The organism is Aeromonas sp. S13(2024) (assembly GCF_041402405.1).
GTDB lineage: Bacteria > Pseudomonadota > Gammaproteobacteria > Enterobacterales > Aeromonadaceae > Aeromonas > Aeromonas veronii.
In genome coordinates this window covers 323,607-345,928 of sequence record NZ_JBGLRA010000003.1, presented here as the reverse complement: position 1 = coordinate 345,928, position 22,322 = coordinate 323,607, and the positions used below count along the sequence as shown (strand labels likewise).

General features: G+C 58.7%; 19 protein-coding genes and 1 pseudogene. 13 read left to right on the top strand and 7 right to left on the bottom strand.

Annotated elements, in window-relative coordinates; translation table 11 throughout:
• Window positions 1–301: 301 nt before the first annotated feature.
• Window positions 302–943, bottom strand: coding sequence for a hypothetical protein (locus tag ACB042_RS07250; RefSeq protein WP_371178145.1), 642 nt, complete (start codon window positions 941–943; stop codon window positions 302–304).
• A 511-nt stretch (window positions 944–1,454) separates the two neighbouring features.
• Here ACB042_RS07250 and ACB042_RS07245 point away from each other — a divergent pair.
• The 9 genes from ACB042_RS07245 to ACB042_RS07205 all read left to right on the top strand — a co-directional run bounded on the left by ACB042_RS07245 (window position 1,455) and on the right by ACB042_RS07205 (window position 10,476).
• The gene (locus tag ACB042_RS07245; protein ID WP_279505546.1) at window positions 1,455–2,033 is read left to right on the top strand and encodes a DUF3305 domain-containing protein; all 579 of its coding nucleotides are present in this window, start codon (window positions 1,455–1,457) and stop codon (window positions 2,031–2,033) included.
• Window positions 2,026–2,619, top strand: coding sequence for a DUF3306 domain-containing protein (locus ACB042_RS07240; RefSeq protein WP_371178144.1), 594 nt, complete (start codon window positions 2,026–2,028; stop codon window positions 2,617–2,619). The genes ACB042_RS07245 and ACB042_RS07240 overlap by 8 nt, the downstream gene beginning before the upstream one ends.
• 103 nt (window positions 2,620–2,722) lie before the next feature.
• A complete protein-coding gene (locus ACB042_RS07235; RefSeq protein WP_371178143.1) occupies window positions 2,723–4,459 on the top strand; it encodes a 4Fe-4S binding protein in 1,737 nt (578 codons plus the stop codon).
• A 9-nt stretch (window positions 4,460–4,468) separates the two neighbouring features.
• Entirely contained in the window at window positions 4,469–5,086 is a 618-nt protein-coding gene (locus ACB042_RS07230) for a molecular chaperone (RefSeq protein ID WP_100653243.1), read from the top strand.
• A gap of 117 nt (window positions 5,087–5,203) precedes the next feature.
• Window positions 5,204–5,407 carry a transcriptional initiation protein Tat gene (locus ACB042_RS07225; protein ID WP_371178142.1) on the top strand — a complete coding sequence of 68 codons (204 nt, stop codon included), beginning with the start codon at window positions 5,204–5,206 and terminating at the stop codon, window positions 5,405–5,407.
• 23 nt (window positions 5,408–5,430) lie between these two features.
• Window positions 5,431–8,307 (top strand): formate dehydrogenase subunit alpha, encoded by a 2,877-nt coding sequence (locus ACB042_RS07220; protein ID WP_371178141.1) that lies wholly within the window; start codon window positions 5,431–5,433, stop codon window positions 8,305–8,307.
• A 4-nt stretch (window positions 8,308–8,311) separates the two neighbouring features.
• Entirely contained in the window at window positions 8,312–8,938 is a 627-nt protein-coding gene (gene fdh3B / locus ACB042_RS07215) for a formate dehydrogenase FDH3 subunit beta (RefSeq protein WP_005334799.1), read from the top strand.
• A complete protein-coding gene (locus tag ACB042_RS07210; protein WP_005334792.1) occupies window positions 8,935–9,906 on the top strand; it encodes a formate dehydrogenase subunit gamma in 972 nt (323 codons plus the stop codon). Before fdh3B ends, ACB042_RS07210 begins: the two co-directional genes overlap by 4 nt.
• 159 nt (window positions 9,907–10,065) lie before the next feature.
• Window positions 10,066–10,476, top strand: a complete 411-nt coding sequence (locus ACB042_RS07205; protein ID WP_013723543.1) for a hypothetical protein — start codon at window positions 10,066–10,068, stop codon at window positions 10,474–10,476.
• An 87-nt stretch (window positions 10,477–10,563) separates the two neighbouring features.
• Here ACB042_RS07205 and ACB042_RS07200 read toward each other — a convergent pair whose 3' ends face one another.
• Window positions 10,564–11,328, bottom strand: a complete 765-nt coding sequence (locus ACB042_RS07200; RefSeq protein WP_144715932.1) for an ABC transporter substrate-binding protein — start codon at window positions 11,326–11,328, stop codon at window positions 10,564–10,566.
• A 274-nt stretch (window positions 11,329–11,602) separates the two neighbouring features.
• On the opposite strand from ACB042_RS07200, the gene ACB042_RS07195 reads away from it, so the two are divergent.
• The gene (locus ACB042_RS07195) at window positions 11,603–13,318 is read left to right on the top strand and encodes an NAD-dependent malic enzyme (protein ID WP_058055721.1); all 1,716 of its coding nucleotides are present in this window, start codon (window positions 11,603–11,605) and stop codon (window positions 13,316–13,318) included.
• Window positions 13,319–13,442: 124 nt separating this feature from the next.
• Window positions 13,443–14,266 (top strand): annotated as a pseudogene (locus ACB042_RS07190) (hypothetical protein).
• Between the two features lie 99 nt (window positions 14,267–14,365).
• Here ACB042_RS07190 and ompA (ACB042_RS07185) read toward each other — a convergent pair.
• From ompA (ACB042_RS07185) to ACB042_RS07175, 3 genes are all read right to left on the bottom strand, one after another.
• Window positions 14,366–15,364, bottom strand: a complete 999-nt coding sequence (gene ompA / locus ACB042_RS07185; protein ID WP_144715934.1) for a porin OmpA — start codon at window positions 15,362–15,364, stop codon at window positions 14,366–14,368.
• A 307-nt stretch (window positions 15,365–15,671) separates the two neighbouring features.
• A complete protein-coding gene (ompA, locus tag ACB042_RS07180; protein WP_013723997.1) occupies window positions 15,672–16,691 on the bottom strand; it encodes a porin OmpA in 1,020 nt (339 codons plus the stop codon).
• A 308-nt stretch (window positions 16,692–16,999) separates the two neighbouring features.
• A complete protein-coding gene (locus ACB042_RS07175; protein ID WP_371178140.1) occupies window positions 17,000–17,596 on the bottom strand; it encodes a hypothetical protein in 597 nt (198 codons plus the stop codon).
• Between the two features lie 258 nt (window positions 17,597–17,854).
• Here ACB042_RS07175 and ACB042_RS07170 point away from each other — a divergent pair, with 258 nt between their 5' ends.
• Together ACB042_RS07170 and ACB042_RS07165 are read left to right on the top strand one after the other, a co-directional pair.
• A complete protein-coding gene (locus ACB042_RS07170; protein WP_005338367.1) occupies window positions 17,855–18,121 on the top strand; it encodes a DNA-binding transcriptional regulator in 267 nt (88 codons plus the stop codon).
• A gap of 200 nt (window positions 18,122–18,321) precedes the next feature.
• Window positions 18,322–19,662: an APC family permease gene (locus ACB042_RS07165; protein ID WP_236272529.1), complete on the top strand. Its 1,341-nt coding sequence runs from the start codon at window positions 18,322–18,324 to the stop codon at window positions 19,660–19,662.
• Between the two features lie 68 nt (window positions 19,663–19,730).
• Here ACB042_RS07165 and ACB042_RS07160 read toward each other — a convergent pair whose 3' ends face one another.
• Both ACB042_RS07160 and ACB042_RS07155 read right to left on the bottom strand, forming a co-directional pair.
• Window positions 19,731–20,606, bottom strand: a complete 876-nt coding sequence (locus ACB042_RS07160; protein WP_100654262.1) for a patatin-like phospholipase family protein — start codon at window positions 20,604–20,606, stop codon at window positions 19,731–19,733.
• Window positions 20,607–20,652: 46 nt separating this feature from the next.
• A complete protein-coding gene (locus ACB042_RS07155) occupies window positions 20,653–22,191 on the bottom strand; it encodes a diguanylate cyclase (RefSeq protein ID WP_371178139.1) in 1,539 nt (512 codons plus the stop codon).
• Between the last annotated feature and the right edge of the window lie 131 nt (window positions 22,192–22,322).

Genomic DNA, 22,322 nt, shown 5'->3' with positions numbered 1-22,322 from the left:
TCGCGACCGGTTGCCGGGATCTAAGGGAAGGGATACAGCAAGTTTTGTTCCAGATTACTTTCAAACGAGGCACAGGTTTAACCTATGACCTTGATGAAACAGGAATTATCCACACCGAGAAGATTAACGAGCTGGGTTATAGAGCTTACTTAATATGATGGGGAAGGGATAGTCCGCTGGATACCTATTAAGTGGACCGAGATATAGAAGATTATTTTTACAGCACGTAACAAATAAAGAAGAGGGCCTTAAAAGTAGGTTTTGTTAACCTATGTAAGGCCCAGTTAATTAAAAAATCAAACTAGTTTCCGCTATGCAAGCTGAACTCATTGAAATAAACAGGGAAAGTATATGGTGTATTAGCTCCCCCCGCCCCCAACACAACCTTACTCACTTCTTGCAAAGACGTCGTGCCACTATAAACCAAGTCGCCATTCACATACATTCTAATCATGTCATCGACTTTCATGATCGAGAGTCGAAGTTTTGACATATTGCTATAACGTCCTTTGGGTGGGAGGCATCCATTATTATTTATACAAACTTGTGAAACCCAGAAATTATCCCCATCTCTACCGATAACAAGGGATGTTCCCTCTGTTTCATCTAGATTAGAAATTTGAATGTAAGCCCTGGGGTTGATGTTGGATAAATTTGAAAAATCGCCTTGCACAACGGTGCTCAAAGAAATATTTCTCTTTGGTTCAAACGTTTTTGATACACCAGAAAATTTGAAATCCTTCAGCGGGTTCCGAGTGACAATTTTTAGAGAGCTATTTTCCTCTTTTATGTCAGATTTTTCGGAGGTTTGGTTGTAGATATTCCAGTTGGATAGTGAATTTGAGCTAAAAGAATCATGTATATAGAAGTCGCCAGCAGAGGCGGAATTATTTAACAATAATGCTGTAGAGAATGCCAAAACTTTTTTAGTGTTAAACTTCATTGTTATAATCCATCTTTTAGTTTTCTTGTTAAAAGTGAGATAATTATTTATATCAAAGAGCAGATATATAATCTGACCTCTCATATTTTAAATCAATTTTCATCTCACCAACATCATGACTCCCATCAGTGAATTGCAGTTGCCGATGCTTTTTATTGGCAAGCAATTTCTTGCATTTATTTTTATGGGTGTCGTATGGGGCATGTTACATCAAGTTAGAGCTAATCCGCCAGTCCAAAACAGGTGTAACCAAATATTTTATAAAACTTGGAATACCTACCTTTTTGGCAAAACGTAGGGCTGTAGATTCGAATAGCGAAGTGTATTCGAACGGTCGCGTATTGGAAGTGCTACGTATCCTGCTCTCCTCGAAAGAAAGCCACATCCCGCCTTGGCCCCACTCTTGCTAAGTCTTATCCCATTGATGGCCGTGGCCGCCATAAAACTCCTGCCCTGATCCACCCCGAACTGGGTGGTTCATGGGGGAGGGCGGCCCGGCAGAGACCTTCTGATGGGAGCCGTGACAGTGCAAGAGACAACCAATACCTTGCCCCCGCAGCGCTGGCTGCAACTGGAGTTAAAGGCCATCGACAGCCAGGTTGGCCGCTGGCAGAGCCGCCGTTTCGAGATTGCGGCGCTCCACCCCGCCGAACCTGAGGCTGCCGGTGCCTTGCCCCTTACCCTGTTTCGCGACGAGCGGGGTGATTATCGCTTCAATCTGAGCTCCGGCTCGCCCCGCCTCTTTGTGACCGGAAGCCGCGTGGACAGTGGCTTTGTGGCCGATGGCCTGACTTTGAGCCAGACCGTGGCCGCCGCCTATATGGATGGCGAGCGGCAGGTGCTCTCCTGCCCGCTGCCCGAGGCGCTGCAAGCCTGGGTGGAGGCCTTTATCGGCCGTCACGGCGAGCTGCTGGAGGCCCGTCGCAAGGGCAAGAAGGGCAAGGGGCGGGCGCAGGATCAGCTCGGTGTCGATACGGTAGATCAAGCCAGCTGCGGCGCCGTGAAAGCCACCGGCCCCGATGGCCGCGAGCGTGGCAGCGACGCCGGAACTTGTGCCGTAAACAAGGCCGGAAACAGTGCCCATGAGTGAGTTCCTCAAACGCTGGTCGTCTCGCAAGAGTGAGGCGCGCAAGCATCAGGCATTGCAGCCATGGGAAGAGGTTAGCCCCGAGGCGGTTGCCGCCCCCATTGAAGGCAGTGGCGAAGGTGAAATTCCTGATGCCACGCTGGATAGCCCCGTAGTCAGCACTAACAAGGGGGGCTGTGAACCTCTTGCCGTTGAGGGGGCAGAGAGTGGCGAACCGCAGCTAACAACACCCCAGCCTGGCAAGGCCAAGCTCCCCGACAAGGAGGCGCTGCGGGCCATGTTTCGCAGCCATAAACCGGATGGGCTCGACGACTACACCCAGGATTTCAGCCAGCCCGAATTGCTGCCCGCGGCCCTGACCGCCGAGCTACGCAATTGGCTGGTGGATCAGGTAACCGCCCCGGAGAGCGAGATGGCCAATCCGGCCAGCGGATCCGCTGAACCGGTGGTGGTTGTCAGCGAACCTGCCGCCGACGAGCTGGCTGATAACCATTCTCAAACCCACATCGACGATCGGGACATTTTGGTTTCCTGTGGTGGACAAAATGTCCCAACCAAAGGTGGGGGAATGGAACCCTCAGGATCCTGACTCCCTGCCAGTCACTTTTTTTCCGGGGGAGTTGGCTCGCCTCTTGCTCTCTCGGCTTACCAACAAGCGCCCATCCCATGAGGTGGCGCGCACAGGAGCGTATGTGAGCACTGAACAAACATTGCCAAATCTGGCCCGCGAGGCGGCCGAGCATAACGCGCGCGCTCGCGCCTATGCCCTGCAGCATACGGTCAAGACCGACAACCTGATCCCGGCCACTGTCTCTTACCAGAGTCAGGGGCGCCTGCTGCTGGTCGGCCCGGAAGATCGCATTCGCCGCGCCGCCAGCCTGCTGCCCGCCGGGGTGAAGCCCACCCTGCTGGTGACCGAAGCGGTCCACTATGCCGAGGCGGCAGATCTCGAAACCATTTTTGATGCCACCGCATCCCTTGCGGCCCTGACCCTGCGCGAACCGAGCCTGACAGGGTATCTGGGCCAGTTCCAGCTCACCGGCCTCAATGGGCAGGGGGCGCGGGTTAATCTGGCGGCGCTTTGCTTCCCACAACAAGGCTTTCCACAACAAGCGGCTGCTGTCAGTGAACAGCCACGGGAACCGCGCTTTGACCTGGTGGCCGATCTGGGCCGCGCCCCGCTGTTTGCGCTGGAGCGCCCGCCGGTCGGCTATCTGCATCTGGTTGATGACGATGTGCTGGCCGCACGGCTTGCCGAGCTCTGTGCACTGACCGGTATTTTCGATAAACCGCGCTATTTTCGCCTCGACCCCGAGGCGTGCGCCTTCACCGCCCGCGGCGTGCCCGGTTGCAGCCGCTGTCTCGATGTCTGCCCGACCGATGCCCTCAAGCCCGTCAATGGTCGGATCCAGATCGATCCCCATCTCTGTCAGGGCTTTGGTAGCTGCGCCTCGGCCTGTCCGACTGGGGCGATTGCCTATCACCAGCCCGACGCCAACACCAGCGGCGACTATCTGTTCCGATTGCTCAAGCACTACCGGGATGCGGGCGGCGAAGCGCCTCGACTGCTGATCGCCGGCGAAAACGAGCGCGAATGGGTGGAAGCCGAACTCACCCGTTTGCCTGCCAACTGGCTGCCAGTCTGGGTGGAGGAGAGCGCGAGTTTGGGTATCGAGAGCTGGTTCGCCGCCCTCGCCTATGGCGCCAGTGCGGTGTGCATTGCGCTCGGTGATGATGCTCCCGCAAGTGTGCGGGCATTGGTTGAGCGGGAGCTGGCGAGCGCCGCCGTGCTGTTGGCGGGTGCTGGGCTTGCTGCCGATCGCATTGCTCTGTTTGACGCAGATGCTGGTGAGCCTGTTTCCGGCCAGCCCACCGTTGCCCTGCTGGAGAAGCCGCTGAAAGGGGACAAACGGGAGAACCTGTTTGCCGCATTCGATGCCCTCTGGCAGGCCAACGAAGGGCGCTGCGAGCCGCTGGCGGTACCTCATGGCGCCCCATACGGCAGTGTGGAGCTGAAAGACGCTGACTGCACCCTCTGCATGGGCTGTGTGGCGGTCTGCCCGAGCCGCGCCCTGCATGCGGTGGGCCATACGCCGGGCCTCAACTTTATCGAGCAGGATTGCATCCAGTGCGGCATGTGTGAAAAGGCGTGCCCCGAGCAGGCCATCGTGCTGGTGCCCCGCCTGCAACCCGTGCCCGAGGTGCGCCGCGCCGTCCAGAGCCTCAAAGCCGAAGAGGCGGCCTGCTGCATTCGCTGCTCCAAGCCGTTCGCGCCCGCCTCGATGATCCGCCGCATCCAGCAAAAACTGGCCGGTCACTCCCACTTCCAGAACGAGGCCGCCCAGCGGCTGCTGATGTGCGAGGACTGTCGGGTCAAGGATGTGTTTGCGGCGCTGGCGGCGGATCCCGTCTCCCAGCTCAAGGTGTGAGGGCCAGTGATGAGTGAACAACATAACGAAAAGGCGGGCGAACTGACCATGACCGAACTGGAACAGAGCAGCGCCGATCTCTACGCCCTGCTGGCAAGCCTCTGGCGCGCCGCCCCCCGTGGCGAACAGCTCGGCTGGCTGCAAGGGTTGCAGCCGATGCCGGGCCCCTTTGCCAGAGGGCTGGGGCTGGTGCAGCTGGCGGCCAGCAGCCACCACGAAAACGAGCTTGCCGAGGAGTATCAGGAGCTCTTTATCGGGCTGGGGCGCGGGGAGATCGTGCCGTTTGCTTCCTGGTATCTCACCGGCTCATTGATGGAGCTGCCGCTGGCGGTGCTGCGCGCAGATCTGCAGTCGCTGGGTTTCGAGCGCCAGAGCGGAGTGTGCGAGCCGGAAGATCATCTCGCCGCCCTCTGTGAGGTGATGGCGGTACTGATTGGCGAGCAGCACCCGGAGCGCAACCGCTTCTATGAGCGCCACCTTGCCCCCTGGGTACTCGCCTGCTGCCGCGATCAGCAACAGGCGAAAGGGGGCAGCTTCTACCGGGCGGTCGGCGCCCTTGCCGAAGATTTCTTCAAGCTGGAAAACGAATTGCGCCTGCCGTTTGGCGCCTGCGTGGTGCCGGGCTGAATGCTCTTATCTGCGCATAACAAGAGCTGCACATAACAAAACGAGCAGACGAGATATCCCATTGGACGCGAAGCTGGCGCGCAGGCGCCAGCAAGAACAACAACAGAGGTCACAAGAATGAGCGATGAACAGCTGAAAGACCCGTCCCGCCGCAATCTGATCAAGGGAGTTGGCGTGGTCGCCACCATAGGCGTGCTGGCCGGTGCCACCGGTCGGGTGGTGGGCAAAGAGGTGCTGATCCACGACACCGAGCCTGACAAGGGCTATCGGGAGACCCCCCATGTTCACGACTTTTATCGCACCCTGCGCGGCACCGACTGAGCCGGATCAGTGAAGGAGAACTCATGAAACTGACAAAACGTGCCGAGCAGCCCCAAGTGGGCGAGCAGGGCAATGAGGCCATTCGCGGTCAGGGGCTGACCCGCCGCGCCTTTATGGTCAACTCGGGTCTGGTGGCCGGTGGCGCCGTGGCCGCCGGTTGGCTGGCCCCAGCCATGATGCAGCGGGCCGAAGCCAAAACTGTGGCGGCCGGAGTACCGGTCGAGGTGAAGCGTACCATCTGTTCCCACTGCTCGGTGGGCTGCGGCGTCTATGCCGAGGTGCAGAACGGCGTCTGGACCGGTCAGGAGCCGGCGTTTGATCACCCCTTCAACCTTGGCGGTCACTGCGCCAAGGGTGCGGCCCTGCGCGAGCATGGCCACGGTGAGCGTCGCCTCAAGTACCCGATGAAGCTGGTGGGCGGCAAGTGGCAGCGCATCAGCTGGGATCAGGCCATCGAAGAGGTGGGCAACGAAGTGCTGCGCCTGCGCAAGGAGTCCGGCCCCGACAGCGTCTACTGGCTCGGCTCAGCCAAGCACTCCAACGAGCAGGCCTACCTGTTTCGCAAGATGGCGTCGCTTTGGGGCACCAACAACGTGGATCACCAGGCGCGGATCTGCCACTCCACCACGGTCGCTGGCGTCGCCAACACCTGGGGCTACGGCGCCATGACCAACAGCCTGAACGACATGCACAACAGCAGGTCGATCATGTTTATCGGCTCCAACCCGGCGGAGGCCCACCCGGTCGCCATGCAGCACATCCTGCTGGCGAAAGAGCGCAACGGCTGCAAGATTTTGGTGGTCGACCCGCGCCGTACCCGCACCGCCGCCAAGGCGGACATGTACCTCTCATTGCGTCCGGGCACCGACGTCGCCTTTATCTGGGGCATGCTCTGGCACATCTTCAAGAACGGCTGGGAAGACAAGGAGTTCATCCGCACCCGCGTCTACGGCATGGACGAGGTGCAAAAAGAGGTGGCGCGCTGGACTCCGGCGGAAGTTGAGCGGGTGACCGGCCTCAACGAGCAGCAGGTTCATGGCGCCGCCAAGCTGCTGGCCGACAACCGTCCCGGCTGCGTGGTCTGGTGCATGGGCGGTACCCAGCACACCACCGGCAACAACAATACCCGCGCATACTGCATCCTCGAACTGGCCCTCGGCAACGTGGGCAAGAGCGGGGCGGGCACCAACATCTTCCGCGGTCACGACAACGTGCAGGGCGCCACCGATTTTGGCGTCACCTCCGACTCTCTGCCCGGCTACTACGGGCTGGAAGAGGGCTCCTGGAAGCACTGGGCCCGGGTGTGGGATGTCGACTACGAGTGGATCAAGGCGCGCTTCGACAACAAGGCCTACAACGGCAAGTTGCCGATGAACAACAACGGCATTCCGGTCTCCCGCTGGGTGGATGGTGTGCTGGAGAACGCCGATCTGATCGAGCAGGGCTCCAACATCCGCGCCATGTTCTACTGGGGCCATGCGGTCAACTCCCAGACCCGCGGCCCGGAAATGAAGAAGGCGATGCAAAAGCTCGACATGATGGTGATTGTCGACCCGTACCCCACCGTCGCCTCGGTGATGAACGATCGCACCGACGGCGTCTACCTGCTGCCGGCCACCACCCAGTTCGAGACCTATGGTTCCGTCACCGCCACCAACCGCTCCATGCAGTGGCGTGACAAGGTGATAGAACCCCTGTTCGAATCCAAGGTCGACCACGAGATCATGTATCTGCTGAGCAAGAAGCTCGGCTTTGCCGACCAGTTGTTCAAGCACATCAAGGTGGAGAACAACCAGCCGCTCTTGGAAGACATCACTCGCGAATATAACCGCGGCATGTGGAGCGTGGGCTACACCGGCCAGAGCCCGGAGCGGCTCAAGGCGCACCAGCAGAACTGGCACACCTTCCACAAGACCAACCTCAAGGCCGAGGGCGGCCCGGTCAGTGGCGAAGTGTACGGTCTACCCTGGCCCTGCTGGGGCACCCCGGAGATGAAACATCCCGGCAGCCATATCCTCTACGACACCAGCATTCCGGTGTCGGAAGGGGGCGGCGGTTTCCGCGCCCGCTTCGGCATCGAGTATCAGGGCGTCTCGCTGCTCGCCGAAGACTCCTGGCCGAAGGGAAGTGAGGTGGAAGACGGCTATCCCGAGATCACTGCCGACTTGATGAAGCAGCTCGGCTGGTGGGATGAACTGACAGAGGCCGAAAAGAAAGAGGCCGAGGGCAAGAACTGGAAGACCGACCTCTCCGGCGGTATCCAGCGGGTGGCCATCAAGCACGGCGTCGTCCCCTACGGCAACGCCAAGGCGCGCTGCGTGGTGTGGACCTTCCCGGATCAGGTGCCCAAGCACCGCGAGCCGCTCTACACCCCGCGCCGCGACTTGCTGGCCGACTACGCCACCTGGCCTGATTCGAAGAGCCTGTGGCGCCTGCCGACCCAGTACGCCTCGGTGCAGGAGAAGGATGTCAGCAAGGAGTTCCCGATCATTCTCACCTCCGGCCGTCTGGTCGAATACGAGGGGGGCGGCGATGAGACCCGCTCCAACCCCTGGCTGGCTGAATTGCAGCAGGAGATGTTCGTCGAGATGAACCCGGCGGATGCCAACGACGTCGGTGTGCGCGACGGTCAGGATGTGTGGGTGGAGGGGCCGGAAGGAGGCAGAGTGAAAGTGAAGGCGCTGGTGACCCCGCGGGTCAAACCGGGGCTCGCCTTTATGCCGTTCCACTTCGGCGGCCACTTCGAGGGCAAGGATCTGCGATCCAAATATCCGGAAGGGTCTGACCCCTATGTGCTGGGGGAGTCGGTCAACATAGTCACCACCTATGGTTATGACCCGGTCACCCAGATGCAGGAGACCAAGGTCACCCTGTGCCGTTTTCGCAAAGTAGGAGCCTGATCCCATGGCCAGAATGAAATTCATGTGTGACACCAAGCGCTGCATCGAGTGCAACGGCTGTGTGACGGCGTGCAAGAACGAGAACGACGATGCCCTCGAGTGGGGCATCCAGCGCCGCCGGGTGGTGACCCTCAACGACGGCCTGCCGGGGGAGACCTCCATCTCGGTCGCCTGCATGCACTGCACCGACGCCCCCTGCATGGCGGTCTGCCCGGCCGACTGCTTCTATCACACCGACGACGGCATCGTGCTGCACAACAAGGATCTCTGCATCGGTTGCGGCTACTGCCTGTTTGCCTGCCCGTTCGGGGCGCCCCAGTTCCCGAAGACCGCCGCCTTTGGCGATCGGGGCAAGATGGACAAGTGCACCTTCTGCGCCGGTGGCCCGGAAGAGGATCACAGCGAAGCGGAGCGCCAGAAGTACGGTGCCAACCGCATCGCCGAGGGCAAGCTGCCCATGTGTGCCGAGCTCTGCTCCACCAAGGCACTGCTGGCGGGGGATGCGCAGGTGATCTCCGATATCTTCCGCGAGCGGGTTGCCTATCGTGGTGCCAAGGATGCGGCTTGGGGTAATGGCGATGAGCTGTTCCACGATGCCAGCAAGCTGAACAAGCAGGGAGGGGCGGCATGAAAACCTGGCTAATGGCCCTGTTTGCTGCTCTGCTGCTGGTGAGTACCGCAAGTTTCGCCGATGCCGAGAAAGAGGCGGTTGGCTTTGCCGGCGCCGACTACTGGCGGGCGGTGAAGGATGGGCAGGAGGGGGTGACCACCTCCCGCTCGCCGGAGCACGGGGTACTGATCTCGGTGCCGGGCCAGCTCTGGTTCGAGGTGAAGACCAAGTGGGTGTCGCCGCTCGGTGCCATCGCCATCTTCGGATCCTTGGCCATGTGCGGTCTGATGTACCTGGTGGTGGGGCAAACCAAGCTCTCCAAACCGCGCACCGGGCGCAAGCTCAAGCGCTGGAGCAGGCTGGATAGGGCGCTGCACTGGACCACGGCGGCCATGTTCCTGACCCTCTCCGGGTCGGGGCTGGCCATCATCTACGGCAAGTACTTCATCAAGCCGGTGGTGAGCCTCGGGGTGTGGGAGAACTGGATCTGGTTTGCCAAGGTGTTCCACAACTACGTGGGGCCGCTCTTCTTCCTCTGCCTGATGGGGGTGCTCATCAAGTGGTTCCGCCACAACATCGTCAACATGGTGGATGTGCAGTGGTTCATGAAGTTTGGCGGCATGCTCGGCAAGCACAAGGGGAGTCACCCCTCGGCGGGCTTCTCCAACGGTGGCGAGAAGGCGATCTTCTGGCTGCTGATCTGGTTTGGCGGCATTGTGGTGGCGACCGGGCTGTTCCTCGACTTCCCCATCTTCGGCCAGCTGCGCCGTCAGATGGAGTGGGCCAGCTTTATCCATATCGTAGGCGCCTTGATCCTTATCTGCGGCTTTATCTTCCATATCTACATGGGTCTGTTCCAGCTGGAAGGGGCGCTGGAGGGGATGGTGACCGGCGAGGTGGACGAGACCTGGGCCAAGGAGCATCACGACCTCTGGTATGAAGAGGTGAAGCACACCCTCGATGAGCCCAAGGCGGGCAAATCAAGCTGATGGTCGACAAAGAGGAAAGAGAAGGGGCGCTGCGGCGCCCCTTTTGATGGCGGGTCGATGGTGATGGCAAATTGATTGAGCGATGCCGCAAACGGCGATGGTTTTTTGGGCCACCTTGAGCAACAGTAACAGGGGTTCCATTCACACAAGGGATGACAAATGATGAGAAAAGCATGGCTGGCAGCGGTATGTGCATCTGCGCTCTTCGGTGGTATTGCGGGCGTGGCGCAGGCGGCTGACGGGATCAAGACTCAGCAGGTGCAGTTCAAGAAGGGGGAGTCAGGGGCGACTATCAACGGCACCATTCAGGGTAGCCAGACCCTCGATTACAAGCTGACGGCCAACAAGGGCCAGAGCATGGTGGTGATCCTGACCGGCAAGCCCTACTTCAATATTCTGCCGCCGGGCAGCAAGGGGGAGGCGATGTTTATCGGTTCTACCGAAGGGAACAACTTTGAGGCAACCCTGCCCGCCAAGGGCACTTATACCATTCGGGTCTACCAGATGGGGGCGGCCGAGAGCAGCAAGGCCAAGACGCCGTTCAAGCTGGAGGTGGGCATCAGCGGCTAATGCCAGCAGCTGACAAGCATCACAGAGGTGGCGGCCACAAAGGGCCGCCACCGTTGTTTTATCCCCTCTGTTTTTGCCTCGCTAAGGTCAATATTCGCCCCGGGCCAGCCGTTCGAAGTAGCGCTTATAACGTCCGCTGGCGATGGCCTGCTGCAGCTGCTGATTGAACTGATCCCGCAGTTTGGCTGAATCCGGCATCTTGCGCGGGAACATCACGAAGCTGTCGTTGCGCAGAAAAGGGGTCTGACTGTGGGTGATGAGTGCCGCGCTGGCGGGGTCGAGCTGGCTCTGCAACTCGGCCAGACCGACTCGCAGCTCTTGTGGATAGAGGTCGATCCGTCCGCGCAGCAGCTTGCCGAAATTCTGTTTCACGTCGGTGACTTTTTGTTGGGTTACCTTGCCATCGGCCACCATCTTGTCCAGCTCGGGCCCGTAGCTGTAGGCGATATCGCCCCCCAACCGCATGCCGATGATCTGTTCAAGGCGCTCGGCCTGCAGCTGCCGTGATTTGAGGGAGAAGAAGACAAACTGCTCCTGCAGCACCGCTTCGCTGAACAGAAAATCCAGCTCCCGCTCCGGTTTGTGCATCCAGACGGCGGTGGCGTCGTAGAGCTGGCTGTTGGCCGCCAGCGAATAGACCCGACCCCAGGGGGCGAAGTGGAACTTCACCTCATAGCCCGCCTCCTTGAACAGATCGCTGATAAGGTGGGCCACTGGACCGTGCTGTTTTGACTGCTCGGAGACGAAAGGGGGCCATTCACCCACGATGATGTTGAGCACCCGGCCCGGTGCGGCGAGAGCCGACTGGCTGGTCAGAAACAGCCACAGAGCAAGCAGCGGGATCAGGCGCATGGCAGGAAGAAGGGGGCGCAGGCTGGCAGAGGCGAGGGCATCAGGTCACTCCCGGCTGTGATGCGGTGAAAGGGGCTGGGTTGCCCGCAATGCTAACATGAGTCTCATTCCTTGCCGTGGATATTTGTCTCGCCGGGGCCGCCAGACGCCTATTTTGGCCGCAGGGTATGCCCAAGCTCACAAAACCGATCGAGTAAACGTCATATGATTGATTTCATTATGAGTCTTGCTCTCCTGCCGAACGGCAATTTCACGTAAATCAAAGAGAATGACTATGGCTACCGGACAATATCTGCTGTGGAAAGATGCACAGGGACAGGATTTTCGCCCCGTTGCACTGACCGGCACTGATCTGCTTAACAATCGATACCTCAACAAGGGCACGGCCTTCACCGAACAGGAGCGGGCCGATTTTGATCTCGATGGTTTGCTGCCGCCTCAGGTACAAACCTTTGAAGCCCAGCTCGAGCGAGTGTATGAGGGGTTCAAGAGCGCTTGCAGCGATATCGAGAAGTACCAGAACCTGCGTGCCCTGCAGGATCGCAACGAAACCCTGTTTTATGCCCTGTTGTCACGCCATGTGGAGGAGATGACTCCCTACATCTATACCCCGACTGTGGGCAAGGCGTGCCAGGAGTTCAGCCACCGCTTCCAGAAGCCGCGCGGCCTCTACATCACCCCGGACAACGTGGATGACATGGGCAGTCAGGCCCGCCACTTCGATGCCAAATCGATCCGCATCATAGTCGTCACCGACAGCCAGGGCATTCTGGGGATCGGCGACCAGGGTGTTGGCGGCATGGGCATCCCCATCGGCAAGCTGGCGCTCTATACCCTGGGTGCCGGTATTCACCCCGCCTGCTGCATGCCCATCGCGCTGGATGTGGGCACCGACAACCAGAAACTGCTCGATGACCCCATGTATCTGGGCCGCCCGCACAAGCGTATTCGCGGCAAGGAGTATGAAGAGTTCATCGACAAGTTCGTGCAGGGGGTCAAGCGCCATTTCCCCAATGCCGTGCTGCAGTGGGAAGACTTCAGCAAATCCAACGCCTTCAACAATCTGGCCCGCTACCAGCAGTCATTGCCGTCATTCAACGATGATATTCAGGGCACCGGCGCCGTGGTGCTGGCCGGTATCATAGGCGCGGTCAAGGTCAAGGGGGAGACCCTGGGCCAGCAGAACTATCTGGTCTACGGCGCTGGCGCCGGTGGGGTTGGCGTCGCGGATCAGATCTGCGCGGGGATGATCCGCGAGGGGATGGATCCGCAGGCGGCCCGCGATCGCATCTACATTCTGGATACCCAGGGGCTGGTGTGCGACAACCGGGACGGGCTCGACGAGTACAAGCGCCGCTATGCCAAGCCAGGGTTGCTGCTGGCGGGTTGGGATACCGAGGTGCCCGGCAAGGCCAATCTGGCCGATGTGCTGCGTCATGTGCCCATTACCGTGTTGCTGGGTACCAGCGGCTCGGGCGGTGCCTTCCAGGAAGAGCATATCCAGCTGATGCTGCAGCATTGCGAGCGCCCCATGGTGTTCCCGCTCTCCAACCCGACCGCCAACTGTGAAGCGCTGCCGGAGGATATCTACCGCTGGAGCAAGGGCAAGGCGATCGTTGCAACCGGTAGTCCGTTCAAGGATGTGAGCTACGAGGGGCAGGAGTTCAGGGTCGGGCAGGGCAATAACGTCTTTATCTTCCCCGGGGTAGGTCTGGCGGCCATTGTCAGCCAGATCCGCGAGATCACGCCCGATGTCTTCACTACTGCTGCCTTTGCGCTGGCCGAGTGCGTGAGTGAGGTGGATCTGGCGAAAGGGGCCGTCTATCCCCGCATTCGCGAGCTGCGCAGCATCTCGGTGCATGTGGCCACCGCCGTGCTCAAGGATATCGTGCGCCGGGATCCCTCCCACCCGCTGATCGGTCAGGATCTGCAGCAGCATATCCTCAACCACATGTGGGAGCCGGTTTACCTGCCCTATCGTCGGGTATAGGTTACTCACTGGTTTAACTAACATATTGATAAAAAAGGGGGATGGTATGGCCATCCCCTTTTTTACCGCAGTGTTCCGTCTTGAATATGGTTTACACCTTTTCCCCACATAAATGGAGAACCCGATGGGACAAGGTGTGAAACGGACACAACGCGATTACTCGCTGGCGCAGGTCGAGCAGATTGAAAAAGGTGAGCTGACTTGTCAGCAGGCACAAGCTAGATATGGCATTCAGGGCAACCCGACCATTCTTGTATGGTTGCGTAAACATGGTCGGCAGGACTGGAGCCATACGGATTCTCTGTGTGCGCCTGCAGGAGTATCATCATGTCTAACCCCGCCCGAACAACGTATTAAAAAGCTCGAGCAGCGGCTGGCGCTGATGAGCCAAGAGGCCCAGCTCTTTGAGGCTGTCGTTGGTGCGTTGAAGAGCGACTTGGTGCCGCCCAAGCAGGCGTATTACAAGACCTCCCACAGTTTTCACCGCTTCGACCGTCATCCCAAATTGCTCAAGGCGGGGCAAGAGCAGGTCACGCCGGTGGCACTGGAGCAAGTGTGGATCGCCGACATTACTTATCTGCAAGCTAGAACCTGACCCTGGTGACGGGTGTTTATTTCACGCAAGATAGTGAGCCACCTTGTGCTGCCCAAAGGGATACACGCCGAGTCGGTGCCCATTATGTCTAAAGAAGCACTGAAGCAACGGCGTGGCGGCGAGTAGCTCATCCAACACTCAGACTGCGGAGTGCAGTAATTGCTCGAGTATCAGTCATTGCATTAATGGTACGGGGTGAGATGTTCGATGACGGATGGGCATGACAGTTACCAGAATGCGCTGGCAGATCGGGTGAACGTGATATTGAAAGGAGAGTTGCTGTTGCAAAGCTAGCAAAACCTGGCGCAAGCGGGGCGATGATGCGTGAGGCGGTGGATATTTACAACGTGTAGCGACCGTATCATGCGTTGAAATATAGAACCCCGATGCGATACATCGGGGATTCTGAGTAGAGAAATGCTAGCCGAAATCAGGACTCGACAACGACAGGATTACTGTTTGACTTGCTGCACGCCGGTGACGCGTACTTCTACACGGCGATCCGGTGCCAGGCAGGAGATCAGCTGAGCCTTGCCCTTGACGCTGTTGCACTGGGTGCCGGTGACCGGATTGGCTTCACCGCGACCTTCGATGGCAACTTTGCCAGCCGGCAGACCTTTGCCAACCAGGAAGTCGGCCACGGTACGGGCACGCGCTTCGGAGAGTTTCTGGTTGTAGGCATCAGAACCGATACGGTCGGTGTAACCGACGACCACGGCGCTGCCATCTTTCGGCTGAACATCAACGATCTGCTGATACAGGGTGTTCAGCGCTGCGACACCTTCTGGCTTGAGGGTGGATTTGCCAAAGGCAAACAGCACGTCAGAGCTCAGGGCGAAGTTCTTGTCGACCAGTACCGGCTCGGGAACCGGCTCAGGCGCAGGGGCGGCAACCGGGGCAACATAAGAGGTACGGTTCGGGTGCATCACCAGCTCCAGGGTCGCGACGCTCATGTCGCTCTCCCAGGTTTTCTGCTCGTCACCCAGATTCCACAGATAGCGGTAGCGTGCCTGCACATCGATAAGGTCGGAGAGCTTGGCAGTCAGACCCAGACCCGCCAGCGGTGCAGTGCCGTTGTCGCTGTTGCCATTGCCGTTGACGTGATTGAAGTAGGCACCACCTTCAGCAAACACCGAGAAGATGTCGCCGAGCGGCAGGCGGGCGATACCGGAGAGGGTTGCACCCTGGGTTTTGAAATCTGCACCGTCAACGCCCGCTTTACCGGCGTAGAGGTAGCCCAGTTCAGCTGCGTAGTAGTCGTTGAAGTTGTAACCGCCGAACAGGCTCAGCGCAGTGGCATCTTTGTCAGTGTCTTTGCCAAAATCATCCAGACCGTGGGCATAAGCCCAACCTGCACCAACACCGGTGTACCAGTCATCGGCAGCCTGAGCTGTGGTGCCTGCGGCGGCGAGCGCCAGTGCAATCAGGGTAGGAGCCATTTTGAGTTTCATCGGTTTATCCTCGTTGTGTTAGCCCATGTCGGGCAATGCACTTGTTTTTATTGCTGCGAAAAATCGCCAGCAAAGTGGATAGCGAAGGCTTTGGACTCTCATGATGCATTGGCGTCATGGACAACAGACCGGACAAGAAGCGCTTTTTAGTGCTTATCCAATACCTTACAGGCGCAACTACTTTATGCTTTCGAGACGGGGCAGGCAAGGGCAGGGAGGCGGGAGTGAGGGATGCAAGCGAGAACCAGGCAAACAAAAAGGGATGCCGCAGCATCCCTTTTTTTCGCACTATCTGAACGAGGTCAGATTATTGCTGAACTTCTTGTACGCCAGATACGCGAACTTCTACGCGACGATCCGGAGCCAGGCAGGAGATCAGCTGAGCTTTAGCAGTTACGCCGTTGCACTTGGTGCCGGTAACCGGGTTAGCTTCGCCACGACCTTCGATGGCAACTTTGCTGGCAGCCATACCTTTGCTCACCAGGAAGTTGGCAACGGTACGGGCACGGGCTTCAGACAGCTTCTGGTTGTAAGCGTCGGAACCGATACGGTCGGTGTAACCAACAACAACAGCGTTGCCATCTTTCGGCTGGAACTCAACGATTTGCTGATACAGACCGTTCAGGGCTGCAACGCCTTCCGGCTTCAGGGTGTCTTTGCCGAAGGCAAACAGCACGTCTGAGTTCAGGGCGAAGTTCTTCTCTACCACTTGCGGAGCCGGAGCAGGAGCTTCTTCAACTACCGGAGCAGCTACCGGAGCTACGTAGGAAGTACGGAACGGGTGGTATACCGCTTCCAGAGTAGCGATGCTCTGGTTGGCTTTGTAACGCTCACCGTTGGCGTGCAGGTCAGCCACGTCCCACATGTAGCGGTAGCGAGCTTGCAGATCCAGCGCGTCATTTACCTTGTAAGTCACACCAGCACCGGCCAGCGGGGAAACTTTAGTGTCGCTGGTGCCCAGACCATCGGTGTGACCCCAGTAGGCGCCGCCTTCAGCGAACAGGGAGAAGTCGTTGCCAACCGGCATACGGGCGATACCGGACAGGGTGGCACCCTGGCTCTCGTAACGGTTGCCGTCGGTGTTGCCACGACCGGTGTACTGGTAGCCCAGTTCGGTACCGAAGTTTTCGGTGAAGTTGTAACCCATGAAGGCGTTGGCAGCAGCCGCGTCTTCTTGGCCTACATTGGTGCTTTCCAGCTTGTTCAGGCCGTTGAAGTGAGTAGCACCGACACCGGCACCGAAGTAGATGTCGTCAGCGGCGTGAGCAGCGGTAGCACCCAGAGCAGCCATGGCGATGGCGATCATGGAAGGAGCCATTTTCATCATAAAAAAATCCTCGTTGAGATCGCACGTTATTCACGTGCTTCACACTTTGTAATTTATGTAAGCTGCAGGCTCCGCCGTACGGCTGGCGTCGAGTCTGGCAGATGACCCGGCAGAACCGGGTTGCACACTCTCCTGGTGTGTCGAGTGCGCTGGCATGGCACGCAATGCGTGAGAAACCACTGCCAGGCAACTGATGTCATTCCGATGACGAGGCGCACTCTATGCCGATTTTAAAACATGATCAAGCTCACAAATGAGCCTTGTGGCAAATTGTGTCGTGCCCTTAACTGGCTGTTTATCCAGATTAATTAGTGATCCAGATAGGCCCTGTGCAGTTTCTTCTCCAGCTTCATATAGGCCTGAACCCAGTCGCTATGCGGGTTGGCTGGATTCGCTCTGGCGGCGAAGACCGCAAGGTAATCTGCCTGGGTTGCGCTCTGCAGCAGGGGGGTAAATGTCATCAAGAAATGTCGGGCCAGATAGGGGTCAAGGGGCCAGATGTTGAGGATGGCGCGAGCCACAGGCTGAACCGCAGCTGAACAGATGAAGTGGCGGTGTCCCGCCTCCAGCCAGTCGGCCATCTCGCACATACCCGATTCGGGCACCAGACCACCATCACCTTGAGTGGTTGCCAGAGCAATTGCCTGACCGTTTACCGTGATGAGCTGCTCATTGTTATGCAAGGTGCCGTCGTGGCTGCGCAGGGCCAGGTCCGGGCATGCCTGTTCAAGAAACAGACTGCAGTTCTCCGGCAGGGCGGCCAGCAGTTCGCTGGCGTGGCTGGACATCAAGGCCGGAAGCCAGAATGCTTCGGCGCGATATTGTTCACCTTGCAGGCGCTGTTGTGCCAGTTCTTCTGTGCTGGATACGGGGTGCAGGCGAGAGATAATGCCGGGAAACGCCATACTTATTCCTCTTAATGGGTATCCGGCGGATTATACGAGTTATTGGGGGGGCCACAATAAAGGTTTCTTTTCGAGACTGTTTACCTGAGGCGGCTGAGCGATTACCATCCCCCCTTGAAGGCAAGGGTTGTCGCCGAAAGGCGCTCATAAGATAGAGGCTCGACCATAACGAGTCCGAACAAAACTGATACACTTGACTACGAGTCGTCGCGAAAAATAAAAGGCGGAGTAAATCCGCCAAACGGAGTATGGAACATTATGAATTCAAATATCGTCACTGTTGGCAAGAAGATCCGTCAGATCCGTGAAGCGGTCGGTTTGAGCCGTCCGAAGTTTGCAGATTTGCTGGGTGTTCCTCCCACCACGCTGAAAAACTACGAGCTGGGTTACCGTGAAGTTGGGGGCGCCTTCCTGGTTGCCCTGGCGCACCACCCGGATCTGCACAAGTTCACCCTCTGGCTGCTGGCAGACAAGAAAGTCGCCGAAATCGGCCAGATTGGCCCGGATGACCTCGCCAAGGCGTGATCATCGATGTGAATAGAAATGCCGCCTTCGGGCGGTATTTTTTTTGGGTTGCCGATCGATATTTTGATCTAACACGCTTTGAATTATCCATGCAGGCCAACGAGAATAAGCGGCCCCGAAAAGTGGGCCCCCTGGTGGTATCTGGCCACCCGAACACTATTACATTCAGGATGATATGAGCAATCGTATGGAGTATGGGTATGAGCAGTAATGAGTTGGATAAACGTTATGGCCTGATGACTGCCATTGCGATGGTGGTCGGCGTGGTGATCGGCTCCGGTGTCTTCTTCAAGGCCGATGATGTACTGCGTCTGACTGGCGGTAATCTGGCCATTGCGCTGCTGGCATGGGCGCTGGGGGCATTTTCGATGATCTTCGGCGCGCTGGTGTTTGCCGAGTTTGCCCAGCGGATCGAAAAGTCCAACGGTATCGTCGATTATGCCGAAGCGGCATACGGCAAAATGTTTGGTTATCTGGTGGGGTGGTTCAAAGGCGTACTCTATTACGCCCCTCTTTCCGCCATCCTTGCCTGGGTCGCCGCTCTGTACACCATGATCTTGCTCGGCAGTGATAATCCGACCAACTCTGGTGCGACCTGGATACTGGCGGCTGTCTATATGACGGTCACCTATCTGATCAACTTCTATACCCCGATCCTGGCGGGCAAGCTGCAAGTGGGTTCTACCCTGATCAAGTTGATCCCGCTGATCCTGGTTGCGATTGTGGGCACCATTTCAGGTTTGCTCAATGGTGTCACCGTGACCAACTTTGTGCAGGCAATGGATGGGATAGGAAGCACCGGAGGCACGCTGGCCACGGCCGTGGTTGCCACCGCCTTCGCTTATGAGGGGTGGATCGCCGCCGTGACCATCAACAGCGAAATTCGCGATTCCAAGAAGAATCTGCCCAGAGCGCTGGTGATTGGCACCCTGATAGTCTTTGTGGTCTACGTCACCTATTTTCTGGGGATCGCCAGCGTCTTGCCGACGGACGAGATAGTGGCGCAAGGGGATAACGCGGTAAATCTCGCGACAACCAGCCTGTTTGGCGGGACTGCCTCGACCATTTTGACCGTGTTCGTGATTATCTCCTGCCTCGGCACCCTCAATGGTCTGGTGCTGGCGACCATGCGCATTCCCTACTCGCTGGCGATCCGCAATCAGGGGCCTGCCCCCAAGTGGATGAGCCGTATCGAACCGCATCACCACATGCCCATCAACTCGGCCCTCGCGGCAGCGCTGTTGTCGGTGATCTACTCAGTGCTGTGGTACTGCAGCATCAACGAGACATTCGGTCGTTACATCGCCCTGGACGAGATGCCGATCGTGCTGATTTATGGCCTCTATCTGTTCCTCTATGTCTGGTACATGCGCACCTTTACCGAGTTGGGCTGGATAAAGCGGTTTGTGATCCCGACCTGCGCCACCCTGGGCGCGCTCATCATTCTGTATGGCGGTATCACCAATCCCAGTCTGGGACTCTATCTGCTGGTCTCTGTGGGGGTGATTCTGCTCGGGTTGCTCTTCTACCGTAAGGAGTAACCGGGTAAGCAAGTTGAAAAAAGCGCCGAATGGCGCTTTTTCATGTGTAAACCGCTGCATGTCGACAACTAACTGCCCAGCAACCCGAGGCGGCCCAGTTCATCCTTGAGCTGATCGAGGTTGCGCTCGACGCAGGCTTCCCCCTCGTTTATGGCATCGCTGGCACGATGAAAATCCATGATGGAGAAGCTACCAAGGCGCGGGCAGAGCTGGATCTCCGGCGGGTCACCGGCCATCCGGGCACGGGTGATCCGCTCCTGCATGATGTTGATGGAGCCACTCATCACGCTCCACAGACCCGGTGTGGCTGGCGCCGATTCACCGCGATTGAGCCACTGGCTGAGCAGGCCGCCGCTGCCGGGTTGATCCGGCTCATCGGTCCAGGGTTGGTGCATATCGGTGTTGAGGTTGACCGCAATCACCACCTCGGCCCCCATGGCGCGGGCCAGCGAGATGGGCACCGGATTGACCACGGCGCCATCGACCAGCCAGCGGTCGTTGATCCGGGTCGGGGTGAGGATCCCCGGCATGCCGCAGGAGGCGCGCACCGACTGGCGCAGCGGGCCCTGTTGCAACCAGATCTCGCGGCCGGTATCGAGTTCGGTGGCGATGCAGGCGAAGGGGATGGGCAGGCTCTCGAGATCGGGATCCCCCAGATGGCTGGCGGCAAGGCCAAATACCTTTTCGCCGCGAAACAGACCGCCAGAGAGGGCCGGGTCGAGCAGGCTGACCACCTGCAGGCGGGTAAAGCCGCGCACCCAGGTTTCCAGCCGATCCAGTTCTCCGGCGGCATAGGCGGCACCGACAAAGCTGCCGATGGAGCAGCCAGCGATCAAATCCGGTTTGATGCCGAGACGTTCAAGGGCGCGGATGACGCCGATATGGGCCCATCCTCTGGCGGCGCCGCTCCCGAGAGCGAGCCCTACGCGGGGTTTACGTGGCACGACAGTCCTCCAAAAAAGGGGTTGAGGGCTCAGCTTACTCCGAGAGTCAGGAGGCGTCACCCTGCCATCTTTCGCTGCGGTTGCGACCGTTGGCCTTGGCCTGATAGAGCGCCACATCGGCACGGCGCACCGCTTCGTGCAGGGGAAGGTTCTCCTGATGGGGCAGATAGCCGAGGCTGATGGTGACCTCCAGCCCGGGTTCGATGGCGGCCCAGTCATGATCTGCCACCGCTTTTCTCAGCCGCTCCGCCAGCTCGCCGAGCTGCGTTACATCTGCGCGGCCAATCAGCAGCAGAAACTCTTCGCCACCCCAGCGGATCAGGTGATCTGTGGGTCTAAGCTGCTGCTGGCAGATCTGCACCAGCCGGATCAGCACGATATCGCCGACGGCATGGCCGAAGTTGTCATTGACCCGTTTGAAGTGATCCGCATCGAACATCAGGATCCCCGCTTGCAACCGGGACAGCTCTCCCGCCTGTTCCAGCAGCACCAGATAGTGGCGGTTGAAGGCGCCGGTGAGGGCATCGTGGCAGGAGAGATAATTGAGCCGCTGGTTGAGGCGATGGGACCTCAGGTTGGAGAGGGCGGCCAGCAGCATAAAGAGGATGGCGAGCAGGGTCGGCGTTGACTGGCAGAGCATGGCCCACACCAGTGGCAGCAGGGTGACGCTGTGCACCAGTCTCAGCGGGGTATCTGGGATTGCCATGGTCAGCTGCAATGCCCCTTGTTGCCACTGGTATTCGTCGGTCGGCTCGGGGTCTTGCGGCACCACGGGTTGGCGCGCGCTGCTGGCCAGCACCTGATGGTACTGATTGAGCAGCAGATACTCACCCAGCGCCGGTGCCAGTTGATTGAGCTGCGATTGCAAGCGTGAGAGCAGGATGTCCATGCTGATCATCCCTACCAGCGAGCCGTCCTTGTAGAGAGGCTGGGACATGGTGACCATGGTGCCCAGTCCGGCAAAATCTTCGTAGGGGCGGGAGAGAATGGTGTCCCGGCTGGGGTTGGGTGACATCAGTGCATCCTGCCAGTAGTGCTTGTCATAGATGCTGCGGGCAAAACGAAACTGGCTGGAGGGGATCCAGGGATAGAGGTAGATAAAGTTGTCCACGCCGGTGAAGTAGGCCCAGGCGATCTCGCTGCCCAGGCGCTGGCTGGCGGTGGACAACAAGGGGGAGAGGCTCAGGGCCAAATGAAGTTGCGCCTCCCGCGCACTGCCGGGGGGCGGCAGCGGGCCGTCACCGGTGAGGTTGCCCGCCAGTCCGGCCGGTAAATCGCCGGGGAGCTTGTCGAGGGCCAGCCCCTCTGGCAGCGCCTCGATATGGCCATAGAGCTGGCGGGTGAGCACCGACTGGGGGTCGCTGCGCAGTCGCTCTTCGGCCTGACCGCGCATCGCCTCCAGAAACACTTCGGTCTGTTTGAACCGATCCCGCAGGTAGATGGCGCTGTTGAGAGTATCGCTCTGGTAGAGGCGTTCTATCTGTTTCAGGCTTTGCCGCAAGGTCAGACCAATCAGCAGGATGACCACGGCGAACAGGAGCCAGGTCAGGCGTGTGAGAAAGCGGTGGTCAGACATTTTGGGCATAGGCAGTCAGTCGGGTTGCGAAGGAAATTGTCGTTAGTGTATGCGATGTGGCGTGAAAACAAACGGCGCGACCTGAAACAGAGTGAGCTTATCCCGCTCTTGTTACGTTTTGTCACATTTATACATAGTCA

Bases quoted from the DNA above. Each gene is read 5' to 3' on its own strand.
- ACB042_RS07225 (WP_371178142.1), top strand. From the start codon at position 5,204: ATGAGCGATGAACAGCTGAAAGACCCGTCCCGCCGCAATCTGATCAAG.
- ACB042_RS07205 (WP_013723543.1), top strand. From the start codon at position 10,066: ATGATGAGAAAAGCATGGCTGGCAGCGGTATGTGCATCTGCGCTCTTC.
- ACB042_RS07195 (WP_058055721.1), top strand. From the start codon at position 11,603: ATGGCTACCGGACAATATCTGCTGTGGAAAGATGCACAGGGACAGGAT.
- ompA (WP_144715934.1), bottom strand. From the start codon at position 15,364: ATGAAACTCAAAATGGCTCCTACCCTGATTGCACTGGCGCTCGCCGCC.
- ACB042_RS07220 (WP_371178141.1), top strand. From the start codon at position 5,431: ATGAAACTGACAAAACGTGCCGAGCAGCCCCAAGTGGGCGAGCAGGGC.
- ACB042_RS07170 (WP_005338367.1), top strand. From the start codon at position 17,855: ATGAATTCAAATATCGTCACTGTTGGCAAGAAGATCCGTCAGATCCGT.
- ACB042_RS07230 (WP_100653243.1), top strand. From the start codon at position 4,469: ATGAGTGAACAACATAACGAAAAGGCGGGCGAACTGACCATGACCGAA.
- ACB042_RS07210 (WP_005334792.1), top strand. From the start codon at position 8,935: ATGAAAACCTGGCTAATGGCCCTGTTTGCTGCTCTGCTGCTGGTGAGT.
- ompA (WP_013723997.1), bottom strand. From the start codon at position 16,691: ATGATGAAAATGGCTCCTTCCATGATCGCCATCGCCATGGCTGCTCTG.
- ACB042_RS07175 (WP_371178140.1), bottom strand. From the start codon at position 17,596: ATGGCGTTTCCCGGCATTATCTCTCGCCTGCACCCCGTATCCAGCACA.
- ACB042_RS07165 (WP_236272529.1), top strand. From the start codon at position 18,322: ATGAGCAGTAATGAGTTGGATAAACGTTATGGCCTGATGACTGCCATT.
- ACB042_RS07200 (WP_144715932.1), bottom strand. From the start codon at position 11,328: ATGCGCCTGATCCCGCTGCTTGCTCTGTGGCTGTTTCTGACCAGCCAG.
- ACB042_RS07250 (WP_371178145.1), bottom strand. From the start codon at position 943: ATGAAGTTTAACACTAAAAAAGTTTTGGCATTCTCTACAGCATTATTG.
- ACB042_RS07240 (WP_371178144.1), top strand. From the start codon at position 2,026: ATGAGTGAGTTCCTCAAACGCTGGTCGTCTCGCAAGAGTGAGGCGCGC.
- fdh3B (WP_005334799.1), top strand. From the start codon at position 8,312: ATGGCCAGAATGAAATTCATGTGTGACACCAAGCGCTGCATCGAGTGC.
- ACB042_RS07155 (WP_371178139.1), bottom strand. From the start codon at position 22,191: ATGCCCAAAATGTCTGACCACCGCTTTCTCACACGCCTGACCTGGCTC.
- ACB042_RS07245 (WP_279505546.1), top strand. From the start codon at position 1,455: ATGGGAGCCGTGACAGTGCAAGAGACAACCAATACCTTGCCCCCGCAG.